At 70.3% G+C, this 16128-nt stretch carries 17 protein-coding genes and 1 pseudogene; 12 read left to right on the forward strand and 6 right to left on the reverse strand.

What is annotated here, in order from left to right:
* The 3 genes from QMK34_RS43150 to vanY-N form a co-directional block, all read right to left on the reverse strand.
* Positions 1-1084 (reverse strand): sensor histidine kinase (locus QMK34_RS43150; RefSeq protein WP_326420625.1); only part of this gene is annotated, 1084 nt, incomplete at its 3' end.
* A complete protein-coding gene (locus tag QMK34_RS43155; RefSeq protein WP_326420626.1) occupies positions 1081-1776 on the reverse strand; it encodes a response regulator transcription factor in 696 nt (231 codons plus the stop codon). The genes QMK34_RS43155 and QMK34_RS43150, both read right to left, overlap by 4 nt.
* A gap of 54 nt (positions 1777-1830) precedes the next feature.
* Positions 1831-2394, reverse strand: a complete 564-nt coding sequence (gene vanY-N / locus QMK34_RS43160) for a D,D-peptidase/D,D-carboxypeptidase VanY-N (protein ID WP_326420627.1) — start codon at positions 2392-2394, stop codon at positions 1831-1833.
* Positions 2395-2576: 182 nt separating this feature from the next.
* Between vanY-N and QMK34_RS43165 the strand changes: the two genes are divergently transcribed.
* The 4 genes from QMK34_RS43165 to QMK34_RS43180 all read left to right on the forward strand — a co-directional run bounded on the left by QMK34_RS43165 (position 2577) and on the right by QMK34_RS43180 (position 6204).
* Positions 2577-4085, forward strand: coding sequence for a leucyl aminopeptidase (locus QMK34_RS43165; protein WP_326420628.1), 1509 nt, complete (start codon positions 2577-2579; stop codon positions 4083-4085).
* 415 nt (positions 4086-4500) lie between these two features.
* Positions 4501-4638: a hypothetical protein gene (locus QMK34_RS43170; RefSeq protein ID WP_326420629.1), complete on the forward strand. Its 138-nt coding sequence runs from the start codon at positions 4501-4503 to the stop codon at positions 4636-4638.
* A 23-nt stretch (positions 4639-4661) separates the two neighbouring features.
* Positions 4662-5738 carry an SMI1/KNR4 family protein gene (locus tag QMK34_RS43175; protein ID WP_326420630.1) on the forward strand — a complete coding sequence of 359 codons (1077 nt, stop codon included), beginning with the start codon at positions 4662-4664 and terminating at the stop codon, positions 5736-5738.
* Between the two features lie 13 nt (positions 5739-5751).
* Positions 5752-6204: a GNAT family N-acetyltransferase gene (locus QMK34_RS43180; protein WP_326420631.1), complete on the forward strand. Its 453-nt coding sequence runs from the start codon at positions 5752-5754 to the stop codon at positions 6202-6204.
* Positions 6205-6217: 13 nt separating this feature from the next.
* Here QMK34_RS43180 and QMK34_RS43185 read toward each other — a convergent pair whose 3' ends face one another.
* On the reverse strand, positions 6218-6562 hold the full coding sequence (locus QMK34_RS43185; protein ID WP_326420632.1) for an oxidoreductase: 345 nt from the start codon (positions 6560-6562) through the stop codon (positions 6218-6220).
* Positions 6563-6743: 181 nt separating this feature from the next.
* Between QMK34_RS43185 and lpdA the strand changes: the two genes are divergently transcribed.
* The 5 genes from lpdA (at position 6744) to lipB (ending at position 12600) form a co-directional block, all read left to right on the forward strand.
* Positions 6744-8117 carry a dihydrolipoyl dehydrogenase gene (gene lpdA / locus QMK34_RS43190; protein ID WP_326420633.1) on the forward strand — a complete coding sequence of 458 codons (1374 nt, stop codon included), beginning with the start codon at positions 6744-6746 and terminating at the stop codon, positions 8115-8117.
* Positions 8118-8174: 57 nt separating this feature from the next.
* Positions 8175-9938: a 2-oxoglutarate dehydrogenase, E2 component, dihydrolipoamide succinyltransferase gene (gene sucB / locus QMK34_RS43195; protein WP_326420634.1), complete on the forward strand. Its 1764-nt coding sequence runs from the start codon at positions 8175-8177 to the stop codon at positions 9936-9938.
* A gap of 397 nt (positions 9939-10335) precedes the next feature.
* Positions 10336-11214: a TIGR01777 family oxidoreductase gene (locus tag QMK34_RS43200; protein WP_326420635.1), complete on the forward strand. Its 879-nt coding sequence runs from the start codon at positions 10336-10338 to the stop codon at positions 11212-11214.
* On the forward strand, positions 11211-11846 hold the full coding sequence (locus QMK34_RS43205; protein WP_326420636.1) for a phosphatase PAP2 family protein: 636 nt from the start codon (positions 11211-11213) through the stop codon (positions 11844-11846). Before QMK34_RS43200 ends, QMK34_RS43205 begins: the two co-directional genes overlap by 4 nt.
* Positions 11847-11856: 10 nt before the next feature.
* A complete protein-coding gene (gene lipB, locus QMK34_RS43210; protein WP_326420637.1) occupies positions 11857-12600 on the forward strand; it encodes a lipoyl(octanoyl) transferase LipB in 744 nt (247 codons plus the stop codon).
* A gap of 59 nt (positions 12601-12659) precedes the next feature.
* Here lipB and QMK34_RS43215 read toward each other — a convergent pair whose 3' ends face one another.
* Together QMK34_RS43215 and QMK34_RS43220 are read right to left on the reverse strand one after the other, a co-directional pair.
* Positions 12660-13595, reverse strand: a complete 936-nt coding sequence (locus QMK34_RS43215) for an LLM class F420-dependent oxidoreductase (protein ID WP_326420638.1) — start codon at positions 13593-13595, stop codon at positions 12660-12662.
* Between the two features lie 24 nt (positions 13596-13619).
* Positions 13620-14246, reverse strand: coding sequence for a TetR/AcrR family transcriptional regulator (locus QMK34_RS43220; RefSeq protein WP_326420639.1), 627 nt, complete (start codon positions 14244-14246; stop codon positions 13620-13622).
* Between the two features lie 131 nt (positions 14247-14377).
* Here QMK34_RS43220 and QMK34_RS43225 point away from each other — a divergent pair, with 131 nt between their 5' ends.
* The 3 genes and pseudogenes from QMK34_RS43225 to QMK34_RS43235 form a co-directional block, all read left to right on the forward strand.
* On the forward strand, positions 14378-14902 hold the full coding sequence (locus QMK34_RS43225; RefSeq protein ID WP_326420640.1) for a hypothetical protein: 525 nt from the start codon (positions 14378-14380) through the stop codon (positions 14900-14902).
* A 36-nt stretch (positions 14903-14938) separates the two neighbouring features.
* Entirely contained in the window at positions 14939-15898 is a 960-nt protein-coding gene (locus tag QMK34_RS43230) for an oxidoreductase (RefSeq protein ID WP_326420641.1), read from the forward strand.
* A 37-nt stretch (positions 15899-15935) separates the two neighbouring features.
* Positions 15936-16128: pseudogene (locus tag QMK34_RS43235) on the forward strand (lipoyl synthase); the annotation flags it as partial.

A 16128-nucleotide genomic window follows, 5' to 3' on the forward strand; every position in this document is an offset into this window, starting at 1 on the left:
GCACGATCGTGTGCACCCGCCTCGGGTCGGCGAGGACCGTGACGTCCCCGGCGCACCGGACCGCGACGTCCCCGTCGGGCGCGCTCAGCGCGGCAGCGTCCGCGACCAGCGCTTCGAGGTCCACGGTCTCGGGCCGGAAGTCGGCGGCCCCCGCGTCGAACCGGGACATCTCCAGCAGGTCCTCGACCAGGGTGCTCAGCCGCCGGACCTGCGTGCCGAGCAGCTCGGCCGACCGCTCCCGGTCCGCCACCAGCGGGCTGTGCAGGCTGTCCGTGGCGGCGATCATCGACGCCAGCGGCGTACGCAGGTCGTGGGCGACGTCGGCGACGAACCGCCGTTGCTGCCGGTCCTTGACCCGCAGCTGCTCGATGGACTCGCCGAGCTGCTCGGCCATCGCGTTGAAGGAGCCCGCGAGGTCGGCCAGCTCGTCATGGCCCTGCACCGGCAGCCGGATGTCCAAGGCGCCCTCACCGAACCGCCGCGCCGCCTTGGCTGCCGTCCCCACTCGACGCTGGATCCGCCGGGCCGCGAGGACCCCGGCCAGCGCCGCGAGCAGGGACACCGCGATCGCGATCAGGGTCAGCCCCGAGCGCAGGGTCGACAGCTCGGCGTCCAGCTTCTTCAGGCTGTAGAACTCGACGAGCACCAGGTTCGGGGAGACCTCACCGGCGACGATCAGCTGCGGGGAATCGGCGGTGCCGCCGGGGGAGACCACCGGATTCCGCGTGCTGGTCACCGCCTCGGCCAGTGCCGCGGGCAGGAAACCGCCGCTGCCGGCGGCGGGGAAGTACTGCCCGTTCGTCGCGTCGGACCGCAGGTCGTACACGTCCCAGGTCAGCCCGGACCGCCCGGCCATGAAGTCGGCTATCCGCTCTACTTTGGACGCACCCGCCATCGGCGCCTGATGCTTGTTCGCCTGCTGCGCGTCGGACTGGAACCCGGCCAGCGCCGAGGCGGCGAACCGTTCGCGCACCGGCCCGGCCTGCAGCTGATAGGCGACCAGCGCCATCGCGACGGTCGCGGCGACGGTGATCAGCACGACCGTGAGCGCGATGCTCTCCCGCAGCCCCGGCCGCCACCTCACGGTTTGGCCAGGCGATAGCCGAAGCCACGGACCGTGCTCAGCAGCAGGGGGTTGCCGGGGTCCGCCTCGATCTTCGCGCGCAGCCTCGACACGGCGGCGTCCACCAGCCGCGAATCGCCGGCGTAGCCGTAGTCCCACACCCGTTTGAGCAGGGTCTGACGGCTGAGCACCTGCCCGCGGTGGTCGGCGAACTCCAGCAGCAGCCGCAGTTCGGTCGAGGTGAGGTAGACCTCGGCGCCACCCTTGGTGACCCGCAGGGCGTCGGTGTCGAACTCCAGGTCCCCGATCAGGTGGGTCTTCGACGCCGGAGCCTGCTCGGCCGGGCCACGGACGCGGCGCAGGATCGTCTTCACCCGCGCGTCCAGCACCCGCGGCTCGACCGGCTTGACCACGTAGTCGTCGGCACCGCCCTCCAGCCCGACGACGATGTCGAACGCGTCGCCGCGGGCGGTCAGCAGGACCACCGGGATCGTGTCGTGCGCCCGGATCCGGCGGCAGACCTCGAACCCGTCGATCCCGGGCAGCATCACGTCGAGCAGCACCAGGTCGACGACCGGGCGCCGGTCGGCCAGCACCTCGAGCGCGTGTTCGCCACTGGTGGCCACGTCGACCTCGTGACCGAGCCCGCGCAGGGCGCGCGAGAGCGTCTCGGCCAGCACGACGTCGTCCTCGACCAGCAACAGCCGTGACACGGGGCACTCCTCGAGACGATGATCAGGGACGCGACCAGACCGGTATACCACCGGTTACGCCGGATGGCGGGCAGGCGAGGCGCCGGGGTGCGGCAGCCGTCTCGGGGCCCCACCGTCGCTGCCCGGCCGGTGCTCGAAGTGCCACCACTCGTTGTCGTAGATGCGGTAGAGGTCGTAGCGGCCGCCATGCTCCTCCAGCCAGCGCGCGCCATCACTCGGCCGGACGTCCATGGCGATCCCCCGGACGTGCTGGGACTCCTCGGGCGGCAGCACGCTGGTCCTCGCCAGCTCCACCGAACCCGCGAGGCGCAGCTCGTCGGCGAACAGCCGGTGCTGCTCGGCGGCGTCGCGGTGCCCGGAGGTGACGCCGATCAGCCGCCCGTCACGCCAGAACGCCTCGGTGCGCGCCGCGGCGAAAGCCGTACTGGCCGCCGGGGTGAGCCCGGCGAGGTCCTCCGCGGGGAAACGGGCCGCCAGTGCCCACTGGCAGGCGAAGTGGCGGGCCCGGCGGGGCGCGTACAGGGCGGCCACGGGCAGGAGGAACACGGCGAGCAGGCGGGTAATCGCCAGGTACAACCGGTCGCGGAACCGGTCGGGAACGGCACTGGGTTCGCTCATGGGTCCACGGTCGGCGACCTCTGTGCCGTGCCCGCGCTCGCCTGATGATGGAACCTTGACGAAATGTGACGGTTGCGCACGCCCGGCCCTGTGCGCGCCCCCGGCCCCCGTGTCATTAGCATGGCTCACGATCAGACCGGACCACCTGTCCGGTCCCACCGCGAAAGCGCGAGGAGCCAGAAGTGACCGTGCCGAAGCTTGCCCTGACCGAGAACACCGAATCGGCGTTGGCCAAGACCCGCGCGGACGTCGTGGTGATCGGCACGCTCCAGGGTGAGGACGGTCCGGTGCTCGCCGCCGGTGCCGCGGTCGCCGACGCCGCCTTCGACGGCAAGCTCGCCGGCGTGCTGGCCACGCTCGGCGCGAGCGGCAAGGCCGAAGAGGTCGTCAAGCTCCCGACGCTGGGCAAGCTGTCCGCCGGGGTCGTGCTCGCGGTGGGTCTCGGCAAGGCGGGCAAGGACGGCAGCGTCACCGCCGAGCAGGTGCGCCGGGCGGCCGGCGCCGCGGGGCGCGCGCTGGCCGGCACCGAGAAGGCCGTCGTCACGTTGTCCGCGATCGACCTGCAGGCCTCGGTCGAAGGCACCGCGCTGGGCGCGTACGCGTTCACCGAGTACCGCTCCGAGCCCGGTGACGCGCCGGTCGCCAAGGTGGACTTCACCAGCCCCGAAGACGGTGCCGCGCGCGACCACAAGGCCACGCTGAAGGCCGCCACCGCGATCGCCGAGGCCGTGATCATCGCTCGCGACCTGATCAACACCCCGCCGAACGACCTGTTCCCGGCCTCCTTCGCCGACCGCGCGAAGAAGCTGGCCGAGGCGAACGGGCTCGAGTTCGAGGTGCTCGACGAGAAGGCGCTGAAGCGCAAGGGCTTCGGCGGCATCCTGGGCGTCGGCGGCGGCTCCGCGCGCCAGCCGCGTCTGCTGCGTCTCGCCTACAAGCCGGCGAAGGCGGGTGCCAAGAAGGTCGCGCTGGTCGGCAAGGGCATCACCTTCGATTCGGGCGGCATCTCGATCAAGCCCGCCGCGGGCATGGACCACATGACCTCGGACATGTCCGGCGCCGCCGGGGTGCTCGCGTCGGTGGTGCTGGCCGCGAAGCTGAAGTACCCGCTCGAGGTCGTCGCGCACATCCCGCTGGCCGAGAACCTGCCCTCGGGCACCTCCTACCGCCCTGGCGACGTGCTGAGCATGTACGGCGGCAAGACGGTCGAGGTGCTCAACACCGACGCCGAGGGCCGGCTGGTACTGGCCGACGCGATCGTCCGCGCGGGCGAGGAGAACCCCGACTATCTGATCGAGACCTCCACCCTGACCGGCGCTCAGGTCGTCGCGCTGGGCAACCGCACGGCGGGCGTCATGGGTTCCGACGAGTTCCGTGACCGCGTCGCCGCCGCCGCGCAGGCGACCGGCGAGGGCGGCTGGGCGATGCCGCTGCCGGAGGAGCTGCGTGCCGAACTCGACTCGCGGCTGGCGGACCTGGCCAACATCACGGGCCAGCGCTGGGGAGGCATGCTCGCGGCGGGCGTCTTCCTGCGCGAGTTCGTCCCCGAGGGCCTCGCCTGGGCCCACGTGGACATCGCGGGCCCGTCGTTCAACACCGGTGGCCCGTGGGGCTACACCCCCAAGGGCGGCACGGGTGTCCCGGTCCGCACGATCGCCGCGGTGCTAGCGGACATCGCCGCGAACGGCTGAAGCCAAGCCTCTGAAGGCCACCATGAGGGACCTAGACGCCCTCAAGGTGGCCTTCAGAGACCCCCGACTCCGCCACCGAACCCCAAGACTCAACGGCGTGCGGAACCGCCAAGACCTGGCCCCGTCACCAACTCACCAAGACTCAGCCACAACGCGCACACCAAAACCCAGCCACCACAGTCGTGCCCCAGACACAGCGTCTCCGCGAGCCCTGCGAGTGGAGACTTCACCGCCGCGCGCCCTCTTTCAGGCCCGCCAGGGCCTCCCAACTCGCGACGGCAGGTCGCCCCCCTACAAACAAAAGCCGCACTTGCGTACATGGTCAGGGGCGACCTGGCGGCGCGAGTTTGTAAGCGCGCTGGCCAAAAAACACAGGCTTCTAGCCACACCTCAGGACCCAACCAAGACCAACCCCGTGCTCGCCGGGGCGGGGCACCGCGTCCCCACCCTCATCACCGGGAACGTCGACCAGCAGCGCGCGAAGGAGCCGAGCGCCCGCCGCGACTGGTGGCTCCGCGGCTGGGAAGGCCTGCGTGGCCGCGTGGTCGTCTGAGCGTTGTGGCAGGGTCATCAGCCATGGATTCCGGGGACGCGCAGGAGTCTGGCTGGTCACCCGGCCGGTTCCTCGAAGACGCCGTGCGCGACGTGCTCACCGCGGCCGAAACCCGCGTCGACGAGCGGATCGGGTACGCCGCGCTGCTGCTCGCCTCGGCCGGGGCCGCCGACGAAGCCGATCGGCTCGTCACGCGCTGGCAGGCGATCACCGAGCGTCCGGTCCAGCCGCTGGCGTCGAATTCGGTCCAAGCGCGCGCCTGGGCGATGCTGTTCGAGGCCGGGCGAACCCGGCCGCGCTGGGCGGCGGAGCTGACCCCACTCGACCTCGATGCCGAAGAACGCGCGCACACGGCGCTGCTCGGCAAGGCGACCGAACCGGTACCGAAGGTGCTCGGGGACTCCGGCCTGACCGGGATCGTGTCCGGCCTGACCAGGAACCTGGGCCCACCACCCCGGATGGACCCGCTTCAGGCCGCTGCCGCCCAAGCCGACGCGAGCGCGCGCGAGGGCGATCTCCCTGCCACTCGCGAAGCGCTGCGAACCTGGGCGGAGCTGGCCGGGAAGAGGCCGCTGCCGGAGGTCGCCCAGCTCGCCGCGTCCCGCCCGCTCGCGCGCCTGCTGGCCGCCGGGGCAGATCCGCTCGGCCTTGGCGACACGTGGCCCGAATACTGCACTGGAGCATTGCTCGCCGCGCTGGCCCAACGTCACCCGCCCGCGCGGAACTTGACGAGCAGCGCGGACCTCGTGGCCGCGATCCTGCGCGCCCGCGGCACCGGCACTCCCCCGGCCCCGGCCACCGAGGCCGACGTCTCCGAGGCCGAACGACGCCTCGGCACCGGCCTGCCCGACGGCTACCGCGAGTTCCTGCTGACCTGCGACGGCCTGCCCGCCGACGTCGTCTTCCCGCGCCTGCTGGGCGCCGGGGAACTGACCGCGCGCGAAGGTGCGGTGGTGCTCAGCGAACCGGCCGGTCAAGCCGTGCTGGTCCTGGCCGGAGCCCGGGTGGTCGAGTGGGACCCGGTGCTCGGCACGACCGTCCACGAGACCTTCGGGGACCTGCTGCGCCACCACCTCGGCCTGCTGGAAGCGGCCGGGTGACTACGGTTTTTCCATGACCGAACTCCGGCTGGCCGAGGTGACGAGGGACAACGTCGGCGCCGCCTGCAAGTTGTCCGTCGCCTCGCACCAAGAGTCCTATGTGGCGCCCGTGGCCATCTCACTAGCCGAGGCGTACGCGCAACCGGACGTCGCCTGGCCACGCCTGGTCTTCGACGGCGACGTGCCGGTGGCGTTCGTGATGGGTGCCTTCGAACCGGGTAACCCGCTGGAGTTCTTCCGCGCGGGTGTCTGGCGGCTCAACGTCGGCGCCGGGCAGCAGGGCAACGGCTATGGGCGCTTCGCCGTGGAGGGAGTGCTGGCGGAGTGCCGCCGCCGGGGCATCGCCAAGGCGACCGTGCTGTGGCAGCCGGGTGAGCACAGCCCGGAAGCGTTCTACCTCAAGCTCGGCTTCCGCAAGACCGGAGACGTCTTCCACGGGCAGCACGTCGAGGCGCTCGAGCTGTGACTTTCCGGCCGGGTCAGGCCTGCCCCCGCTTCTTGCGCTCGGTGTACTCACGCATGCGCTTCGGGTAACCCACCCGCGCGACCTCGTAGACCGGGATCGACCTTTTGTGACCGAACTGCTGCGCGGCCTCCAGGCTGTCGATCCGCCTGCGGGTCCATTCGCCGTCGTGTGCGATCAACACCACCGTCGTGTCCGTGACGTTGGTGCGGGGCTCCACATAGGCCTCCACCCCCTGCCGAGACCCGGCCCATTCCTCCAGGTGCTTCGTGTCCCCGGAGCTGGCTTTCCGCAGCGTACCGGCCTTTTGGCCACCCTTGCCGAGCCTGCGTAGCGAGTCGAAGAGACCCACCTCGCCCACCTCATTTCCCACTCGCGTCCGAACACCATTATCCCGGCTCCGGGTGATGCTCGACGCCCTGCACCCGGCTAGCTCGCAAGCTTGACTCCACTAGTGACAAGATGGCGTGTGTTGCGCGCGCGTATACCGCGACGCGCGGCACCGGAGCTTCACCCCTACCGCTTGCCGAGGAGTTATTGACGTGACCGACACCTCCGCCGACCTTGTGATCCTGGGTGGCGGATCGGGCGGCTATGCCGCGGCGTTCCGCGCGGCCGAGCTGGGCCTTTCCGTCACCCTGATCGAAAAGGACAAGCTTGGCGGGACGTGCCTCCACCGAGGCTGCATCCCGACCAAAGCCCTTCTGCACGCGGCGGAGGTCGCCGACGAGACCCGCGAGGCCGAGTCCGTCGGCGTCAAGGCCGTGTTCGAGGGCATCGACATCGCCGGGGTCAACAAGTACAAGGACGGCATCGTCGCCCGCCTGTACAAGGGCCTCCAGGGCCTGGCCAAGGCCCACAAGGTGAACCTCGTCGAGGGCACCGGCACCTTCGTCGGCGGCACCACCGTCGAGGTCGACGGCACCCGCCACACCGGCAAGAACGTGATCCTCGCGACCGGGTCGTACTCCCGCTCCCTGCCGGGCCTCGAGCTCGGCGGCCGGATCATCGCCAGTGAGCAGGCGCTCGCGCTGGACTACGTGCCGAAGAAGGTCGTCGTCCTCGGCGGCGGCGTCATCGGCGTCGAGTTCGCCAGCGTCTGGGCCTCCTTCGGCGTCGACGTGACCATCGTCGAGGCGCTGCCGCGGCTGGTCCCGAACGAGGACGAGTTCGCCTCCAAGCAGCTCGAGCGCGCCTTCCGCCGCCGCAAGATCGCCTTCAAGACCGGCGTGCGCTTCACCGGCGCGAAGCAGGACGACAACGGCGTCAGCGTCTCCCTGGAATCGGGTGAGACCCTCGAAGCCGACCTCCTGCTGGTCGCCGTCGGGCGCGGCCCGAACTCGGCCGGGCACGGGTACGAGGAGGCCGGGGTCACCATGGACCGCGGTTTCGTGCTCACCAACGACCGCCTGCTGACGAACCTGCCGAACGTGTACGCCGTCGGCGACATCGTCCCCGGCCTGCAGCTCGCGCACCGCGGTTTCCAGCAGGGCATCTTCGTCGCCGAAGAGATCGCCGGGCTCGATCCCCGCGTGATCGACGAGAAGGGCATCCCGCGGGTCACCTACTCGCACCCCGAGGTCGCCTCGGTCGGGCTCACCGAGTCCCAGGCCAAGGAGAAGTACGGTTCGGACGTCACCACGTTCACCTATGACCTCGGCGGGAATGGCAAGAGCCAGATCCTCAAGACCTCGGGTGGGGTCAAGCTGATCAAGGCTCCGGACGGTCCGGTGGTCGGCGTGCACATGGTGGGCGACCGGGTCGGCGAGCTGATCGGCGAAGCGCAGCTGATCTACAGCTGGGAGGCGTTCCCGGAGGACGTCGCCCCGCTGATCCACGCGCACCCCACCCAGACCGAGGCCCTCGGTGAAGCGTTCCTCGCCCTCGCGGGCAAGCCGCTCCACGTACACAGCTGACGTCTCACCGCAGAAAATCCAGATCCACAGAAGACTTATCTAGGGAGTCAGCGAACGATGGCCTACTCCGTCACGTTGCCGGAGCTCGGTGAGAGTGTCACTGAGGGCACCGTCACCCGGTGGTTGAAGCAGGAGGGCGACACCGTCGAGGTCGACGAGCCCTTGCTGGAGATCTCCACCGACAAGGTCGACACCGAGGTCCCCTCCCCGGTCGCCGGCACGGTAGTCAAGATCAGTGCCCAGGAGGACGAGACCGTCGAGGTCGGCGCCGAGCTGGCCGTCATCGACGACGGCTCGGGCGGTGGCGGCGAGCAGCAGTCCCGCGCCGAAGAGAAGCGGGCCGAGCCCGAGCCCGAACCGGAGCCGGAGCCCGCTCAGCAGGAGCAGGCCTCGACCCCGGAGCCCGCTCCGCAGGCGTCTTCCGGTGGGTCCGCCGAGGGCACCGAGGTGAAGCTGCCCGAGCTCGGTGAGAGCGTCACCGAGGGCACCGTCACCCGCTGGCTGAAGCAGGTCGGCGACAGCGTCGCGGTCGACGAGCCGCTGCTCGAGATCTCCACCGACAAGGTCGACACCGAGGTCCCCTCCCCGGTCGCCGGCACCGTCCTGGAGATCCGCGCCGCCGAGGACGAGACCGTCGAGGTCGGCGGCGTCCTGGCCGTCATCGGTGACGCGAACGCGGCGCCGAAGGCCGAGCCGAAGCCGGAACCCAAGCCCGAGCCGGTCGCGCAGGCCAAGCCCGAGCCCAAGCCCGAACCGGTCGAGCAGGCCAAGCCGGATCCCAAGCCCGAACCGAAGCCGGAGCCCGAGCCGGTCAAGGCGGAGTCGAACGGCGCGGCCGAGTCCTCGGACAGCGGCCCGTATGTCACCCCGCTGGTCCGCAAGCTGGCCACGGAACACGGCATCGACCTCGCGAGCCTGACCGGCAGCGGCGTCGGCGGCCGCATTCGCAAGCAGGACGTCCTGGCCGCGGCCGAGGCCAAGCAGAAGGAGGCCAAGCCCGCCCCCGCCCCCGCGGCGGCCCCGGCTGCTTCCGCGCCCGCTGCGTCTGCCTCGGCTCCCGCGCCGAAGAAGGTCTCGGTCTCCCCGGAGCTCGCGGCCCTGCGCGGCACGGTCCAGAAGGCCAGCCGGATCCGGCAGATCACGGCCACGAAGACCCGCGAGTCGCTGCAGGTTTCGGCGCAGCTCACGCAGGTCCACGAGGTCGACGTCACCAAGGTCGCGAAGCTGCGCCAGCGGGCGAAGGTGGCCTTCAAGGAGCGCGAGGGCGTCAACCTGACGTTCCTGCCGTTCTTCGCGAAGGCGACGGTCGAGGCGCTCAAGCAGCACCCGAACGTCAACGCGTCCTACAACGAGGACACGAAGGAGATCACCTACCACGGCGCCGTGCACCTGGGCATCGCGGTGGACACCGACAAGGGCCTGCTCAACGTCGTCATCCACGACGCCGGTGAGCTGAGCATCGCGGGTCTCGCGCACCGCATCGCCGATCTGGCCGGCCGTGCGCGGTCGAACCACATCAAGCCCGACGAGCTCGCCGGTGGCACCTTCACCATCACCAACATCGGCAGCAACGGCGCGCTGTTCGACACGCCGATCATCATGCAGCCGCAGTCGGGCATGCTCGGCACGGGCGCGGTCGTCAAGCGCCCGGTCGTGATCGTGGACGCCGACGGCAACGACACGATCGCCGTCCGCTCGATGGCGTACCTGCCGCTGACCTACGACCACCGCCTGGTGGACGGGGCCGACGCAGGCCGCTTCGTGACAACGATCAAGCAGCGCCTGGAAGAAGGCAACTTCGAGGGCGAGCTCGGCCTCTAAACCCACAAGCCCCTGAAGGCCACCTTCACAGCGTAAAACGCCGTGAAGGTGGCCTTCAGGGGCATTCAAACCCGCCCACAGCGGGTTTGCGACCCAGCCACAGGGTCTCCCCGAGCCCTGCGAGGGGAGACTTCACCGCCGCGCGCCCTCTTTCAGGCCCGCCAGGGCCTCCCAACTCGCGACGGCAGGTCGCCCCCCTTAAAGCAAAAGCCGCACTTACGCTCGGTGTCAGGGGCGACGTGGCGGCGCGAGTTTGTGAGCGCGCTGGCCAAAAAACACAGGCTTCTAACCGCACCTCAGGACCCAACCAAAAACCCCGCACGTGCGTACGACACCAGGGGCGCCTGGCGACGCCACTCCTTGAGCGCCCCGGCAAAAAATAGGGCACGATCTAGCCATGCGAGTTTTGATCGCGGGTGCCAGCGGCTTGATCGGCGACGCCCTCACCGCGCGGCTCCGGACGTCCGGGCACGAGGTCCGCAAGCTGGTCCGACGCCAACCGCACAAGCCCGACGAGCAGCGCTGGGATCCGCCTGCGGGCGAGATCGCGGCGGGCGCGCTCGACGGTGTCGACGCCGTGGTCAACCTTTGCGGCGCGCCGCTGTTGCCCGGCCGGTGGAGCGCGGCGCGCAAGCAGGTCTTGCTCGACAGCCGTGTCGAGCCCACCGAGGTTCTCGCCGAGGCGGTCTCCGAGCACGGGATCCCGGTGCTGGTCAACGCTTCCGCTGTCGGCTACTACGGCAACCCCGGATCGTCCGTTGTGGACGAAAGCACCCCCGCCGGCGACGGTTTCTTGGCCGGACTGTGCACGGCTTGGGAAAACGCGACGGCCGCCGCGAAGGACGCAAGGGTGGTCTCGGTTCGCACCGGGCTGGTTCTCGCGCGCAAGGGCGGCCTGCTCTCGACGTTGCGCCCGCTGTTCCAGCTCGCGCTCGGCGGCCGGCTCGGCGACGGCAAGCAGTACATGCCGTGGATCTCCCTCGACGACGAGGTCAGCGCCCTCTGTTTCGCGCTCGGGAACGACTCGCTGTCCGGGCCGGTGAACCTGTCCGGTCCGCAGCCGGTCACCAACATCGAGTTCACCAAGGCGTTCGGCCGGGCGCTGCACCGTCCCGCGCCCTGGTGGGTGCCCGGTTTCGCGATGAAGATCGCGCTGGGCCAGGCCGCCGAGGAGATGGCCCTGTTCGGCCAGCGCGCCGTCCCCCGGGCGCTGGAGAAAGCCGGTTTCGAGTTCCGGCACCCGACCATCGAAAGCGCGCTGGCCGCCGCCACATGAGCGTGCCGAGGATCCGGTGGGCGGTGATCGGCGTGGTGCTGCTGGCCGCGTTCCTGGTGCTCGGCCGCCTGGTCAGCCATCAGCCGCTCGCCATCGACGTCACGATCGCCGACGGCCTCCGCGGCCAGTACACCCGGCCGGCGGGCAAGGTCGCGGGCGTGCTCACCGACGTGCTCGGCCCGGTCCTGCCGTTCGTGCTGGGTGTGATCCTGGTCGCCGTCGCGCTGCGGACGCGCGACCGGACCGGCCTGTGCGTGCGGCTCGCGGTCGTGCTGGTGCTGTGCCGGCTGACGAGCGTGGTGTTCAAGCCGATCTTCCTGCGGCAGCGGCCGCGCGAGTACCCCGATCTGAGTTACCCGAGCGGGCACGTGGTCTCGGTGGCGAGCACCGGACTGGTCGCGGTGCTGCTCTGCGCCTGGTTGGCGCCCCGGCTGGTCCGGTGGGCGCTGGCCGCCGCCCTCGTCGCGACCGCGCTGTCCGCGGCCTGCCGGATCGTGCTCGGCGTGCACTGGTTCACCGACACCGTCGGCGCGGCGCTCGCCGTGCTGGGCGTGGGACTGCTCGCGGCGGCCGCGCTCGGGCTGCTGCCCGTGCCACGGGACCGCGTGCCCGCCGGGGCGGACGCGGCGTAGCCTCGCTGACGTGAGTTCTTCGACCGTTTCCTGCCGCGCCAGCACCGAGCCCGTCGACGTCCGCGAGATCGGCCTGATCGACTACGCCGAGGCGTGGGAGCTGCAGCGTCAGTACGTCACGTCCCGGGCGGACGGGGACAGCCCCGACACGATGCTGCTGCTGGAGCACCCGTCGGTGTACACCGCGGGCAAGCGCACCGAGCCGGAAGATCGCCCCACCGACGGCACACCGGTGCTCGACGTGGACCGCGGCGGCAAGATCACCTGGCACGGCCCCGGCCAGCTGGTCGGCTACCCGATCATCCAGCTGGACGACCCGATCGACGTGGCGCACTACGTCCGCCGGCTCGAAGAGGCCCTCATCACGGTGTGCGATCAGCTCGGTGTCCACACCGGACGGGTGGAGGGCCGCAGCGGCGTCTGGATCCCCGCGGACGACCGCGGGCCCGAGCGCAAGATCGCCGCGATCGGCATCCGCGTCCAGCGCGGCGTCACGATGCACGGCTTCGAACTCAACTGCAACGCGGACCTCACGGCCTTCGACAAGATCATCCCCTGCGGGATCCGCGACGCCGGAGTCACCTCACTGAGCTACGAGCTCCAGCGTGACGTGCCGGTGGAAGCCGTGCTCCCTCTGGCGCGCGATGCTGTCCTGGCCGCCCTCGAAGGCGAACTCGAGGTAGCGGGCGACCGCTACCTCGCCCGCCCCGAAGCCCCGCAGGCGCCCGGCGTCACCTTCGCCCTGCAGAACTGACCTAGATTGCCCCTGAAGGCCCTAACGCCGTCATGGTGGCCTTCAGAGGCATCTAAGCGTCAGTCCAGCTGCGGAGCGACCTCGGCGGCGATCAGGTCGATCTGGTCCAGATCCGACAGGTCCAGCAGCTGCAGGTACAGCCGCGTGATGCCGGTCTTCTCCCGCCATTCCCCGATCCGCTGGACGACCTCCGCGGGTGTTCCGGCGAGCCCGGTCGCGCGAAGCTCCTGCGGGTCGCGCCCGATCTTCTCGGCCCGCTTGGTCACCTCGGCGTCATCGCGGCCGACGGCCACGACCAGCGCGACGGACCGGATGATCTCCTTCGGGTCCCGCCCGGCTGCCTCGGCCGCGGCGTCCACGCGCGCGAACTGCGCGATGACGGTCTCGATGTCGGCGAACGGCAGGTTGAACTCGTCGGCGTACCGCGCGGTGAGCTCCGGCGTGCGCTTCTTCCCGCCCCCGCCGATGATCACCGGCGGCCGGGGCCGCTGGAGCGGCTTGGGCAGCGCGGGCGAATCGACCAGCTGGTAGTGCTCGCCGTCGAACGAGAAGGTCTCGCCCTCCGGCGTCTCCCACAGCCCGGTGATGATCGCCAGCTGCTCCGCGTAGCGGTCGAAGCGTTCCTTCATCGGCGGCAGCGTGAGCCCGTACGCGGCGTGCTCGCCGGCGTACCACCCGGCGCCGAGGCCGAGCTCGACCCGGCCGCCGGACATCTGGTCGACCTGGGCCGCGGAGATCGCCAGCACCGACGGGTGCCGGAACGTGGCGGCGGTGACCAGGGTGCCGAGCCGGACGCGGCTGGTCTCGCGAGCGAGGCCCGCGAGCGTGATCCAGGCATCGGTGGGGCCGGGCAGACCGTCGCCGTCGCCCATTTTCAGGTAATGGTCGCTGCGGAAGAAGGCGTCGTAACCGGCGTTCTCGGTCGCCTTGGCCACGCGCAGCAGGTCGTCGTAACTGGCCCCTTGCTGGGGCTCGGTAAAGATCCTCAAGTCCACGACGACAGCCTATAGATCGGCCGCTCAGCTCGCCCTGTCGCCGCGGGAGGCTTCGGCCTCGGCCGGGCGGCGGATGCGGTCCAGCAGCCGGATCATGACGCTCTCGACCTGCGCGCCGACCTTCTTGGGGTCGGCGGAGCTCGCGATCTCGGTGGCGGCGCTGGACAACGCGCCGAACAGCAGCCGGGAGGTGATCTCGACGGGGACGTCGTCGATCTCGCCCGCCTCGATGAGCGTCTGGAGCCCGGCCTTGATCAGGCCGAAGCTGCAGCGGTCCTCGGCCTCACGCCAGCGTTCCCAGCCCATCACGACGGGCGCCTCGTGAATGGCGATGCGCTGATAAGACGGGTCGAGACAGCTCTTGATGAACGCGTTCAGGCTCGCGAGCACCCGTTCCCAGGGCGTTTCCGAACCACTCATGATCTTTTCCAGCCGATCGAAGACCAGGCTTTCCACGGCGTCGAACGCGGCCTCGAAAAGGGCCTGTTTTCCGCTGAAATGGTGGTAGAGGGCACCTTTGGTGACCCGCGCGCGCTTGGCGATCTCGTCGAGCGAGGTACCGGCGTAACCACGTTTGGTGAACAGCTCGACCGCACTGTCGACCAGCGCCGATCGAGTGGACTCGGAATAGTCGAGTCGCCTTGACCTCATTGTCGCCACACTCACAACCTTACGCCGGGGCACCCCACCATACTCATGGTATGTTCGCCGGGTCAGGTCCGTACCGGGAGTATGCCGCAAACCTGCGGTATGACCCCGATCACGGAAGGGGAGCCCACACCATGAGCTGGAACGACTTCTACCGGCGGCGAGAAATCCTCGAGACCGCCGTCGAGCAAGCAAGGCAAGAACCGGGGCGGCCACTGTCGCTCGCCGAGATTCCCGGGGCCCGCGAGCTATTCCGCACCGAGGAAAACCTGCTGCTCGCGCTGCACCACCAATGGACCCAGCTACTGAGCGGCCATCTGCGCGCGGAGCTGGCCGACCCCGAGGACGCGGCGGCCGAGGGCCAGGTCGGCGACCAGGTCGACGCGGTCACCCGCGCGTGGCAGCGCGCCTCGAAGAACCACGAGGCCCTGCGAGCCGTGCTGGACACGCAGCCGCACCCAGTGCTGGAGCCGCTTCGTGAGGCGGAGCGACGGATGCTCGCCGTCACGGCCGGATTGGCCGAGCCGGGCGAGCCCGTCGCCGAGATCACCAAGGTCGGCCACGCACTGGACGCGCTGCTGCGTCACGGCCCGGTGAAGCCGGCCCGCCGCCGCAGCCCGATGGGACAGCTGCTGCGCCTCCTCGCACCGAGTGCGTGAATGCGCGGCGACCACGTATGTAGTTAGGTGAGCGGCATGTCAGAGCTGACAGGCAAGTGGAGCGAGGCCGACATCCCGGACCAGTCCGGGCGCACGGTGCTCGTGACCGGCGCCAATTCGGGCCTCGGCCTGCGCACCGCCGAGGTGCTCGCGGGCAAAGGCGCCAAGCTGCTGCTGGCGTGCCGCTCCCCCGAACGGGGTCAGGAGGCGCGGCGCACGGTGAGCGCCGCCGCGACCGGCCCGGCACCCGAGCTCGTCCGGTTGGACCTGGCGGACCTCGCTTCGGTGCGCGAAGCCGCCGCCGCGGTGCGCGAACTGACCGGTGACACCTTGGCCGTCCTCGTCAACAACGCGGGCCGGATGGCGACGCCCAAGGGCAGCACCAAGGACGGCTTCGAAACCCAGTTCGGCACGAACCACCTCGGGCACGCGGCGTTGACCTGGCTGCTGATGCCGGCGCTGCGCGGCGGCTCCGCGGCCAGGGTCGTGACATTGTCGAGCGTCGCGGCGAACGGCGGCAGGCTCGACTTCGCCGACCCGAACTTCGAGCACCGCCGCTACAACCCCGCTTCGGCCTACGGCCAGTCGAAACTGGCCAACCAGGTCTTCGCGCTCGAACTCGACCGCAGGCTGCGCGCGGCGGGTGACGACGTGATCAGCGTCGCCGCCCACCCGGGCTACAGCTCGACGGGCCTCGGCTCGAACATGGCGCGTTCCTACGGCGGCACGCTGATGAAGGCGGCCGTCGGCGCGCTCAACAAGATCGGCGAGGTGCTGATCGCGCAGAACGCGCGCCAGGGCGCGCTCCCGCAGCTGTACGCGGCGACCGCCGAAGGCGTCGAAGGCGGCGACTACATCGGGCCGCGCGGCCCCGGTGGCGTGCGCGGCGCCCCCACCAAGGTCCGCCCGCTCGGACCGGCACGCAACGAGGGCTACGGCGGCGCGTTGTGGGAGATCACGGCAAAGTTGACGAGCGTCACCCCCGACCCCGCTTGACCGTTCCCGGCTCGAAGCCGGGCGTAGGGTGGTTTTCGTGACTGCTGCCCCGGATGGTCGGAAGTTGTTGCGCCTTGAGGTGCGTAACTCCCAGACTCCCATTGAGAAGAAGCCGCCGTGGATCAAGACGAAGGCGCGGATGGGGCCCGAGTTCACTGAGCTTAAGGGTTTGGTGAAGCGCGAGGGTCTGCACACGGTGTGTGAGGAGGCTGGTTGTCCCAATATTTACG

Origin of the sequence: Amycolatopsis sp. H20-H5 (assembly GCF_035828755.1) — a bacterium.
Lineage (GTDB): Bacteria > Actinomycetota > Actinomycetes > Mycobacteriales > Pseudonocardiaceae > Amycolatopsis.

Bases quoted from the DNA above. Each gene is read 5' to 3' on its own strand.
- vanY-N (WP_326420627.1), bottom strand. From the start codon at position 2,394: ATGAGCGAACCCAGTGCCGTTCCCGACCGGTTCCGCGACCGGTTGTAC.
- QMK34_RS43175 (WP_326420630.1), top strand. From the start codon at position 4,662: ATGGATTCCGGGGACGCGCAGGAGTCTGGCTGGTCACCCGGCCGGTTC.
- QMK34_RS43180 (WP_326420631.1), top strand. From the start codon at position 5,752: ATGACCGAACTCCGGCTGGCCGAGGTGACGAGGGACAACGTCGGCGCC.
- sucB (WP_326420634.1), top strand. From the start codon at position 8,175: ATGGCCTACTCCGTCACGTTGCCGGAGCTCGGTGAGAGTGTCACTGAG.
- QMK34_RS43200 (WP_326420635.1), top strand. From the start codon at position 10,336: ATGCGAGTTTTGATCGCGGGTGCCAGCGGCTTGATCGGCGACGCCCTC.
- QMK34_RS43205 (WP_326420636.1), top strand. From the start codon at position 11,211: ATGAGCGTGCCGAGGATCCGGTGGGCGGTGATCGGCGTGGTGCTGCTG.
- QMK34_RS43220 (WP_326420639.1), bottom strand. From the start codon at position 14,246: ATGAGGTCAAGGCGACTCGACTATTCCGAGTCCACTCGATCGGCGCTG.
- QMK34_RS43225 (WP_326420640.1), top strand. From the start codon at position 14,378: ATGAGCTGGAACGACTTCTACCGGCGGCGAGAAATCCTCGAGACCGCC.
- QMK34_RS43230 (WP_326420641.1), top strand. From the start codon at position 14,939: ATGTCAGAGCTGACAGGCAAGTGGAGCGAGGCCGACATCCCGGACCAG.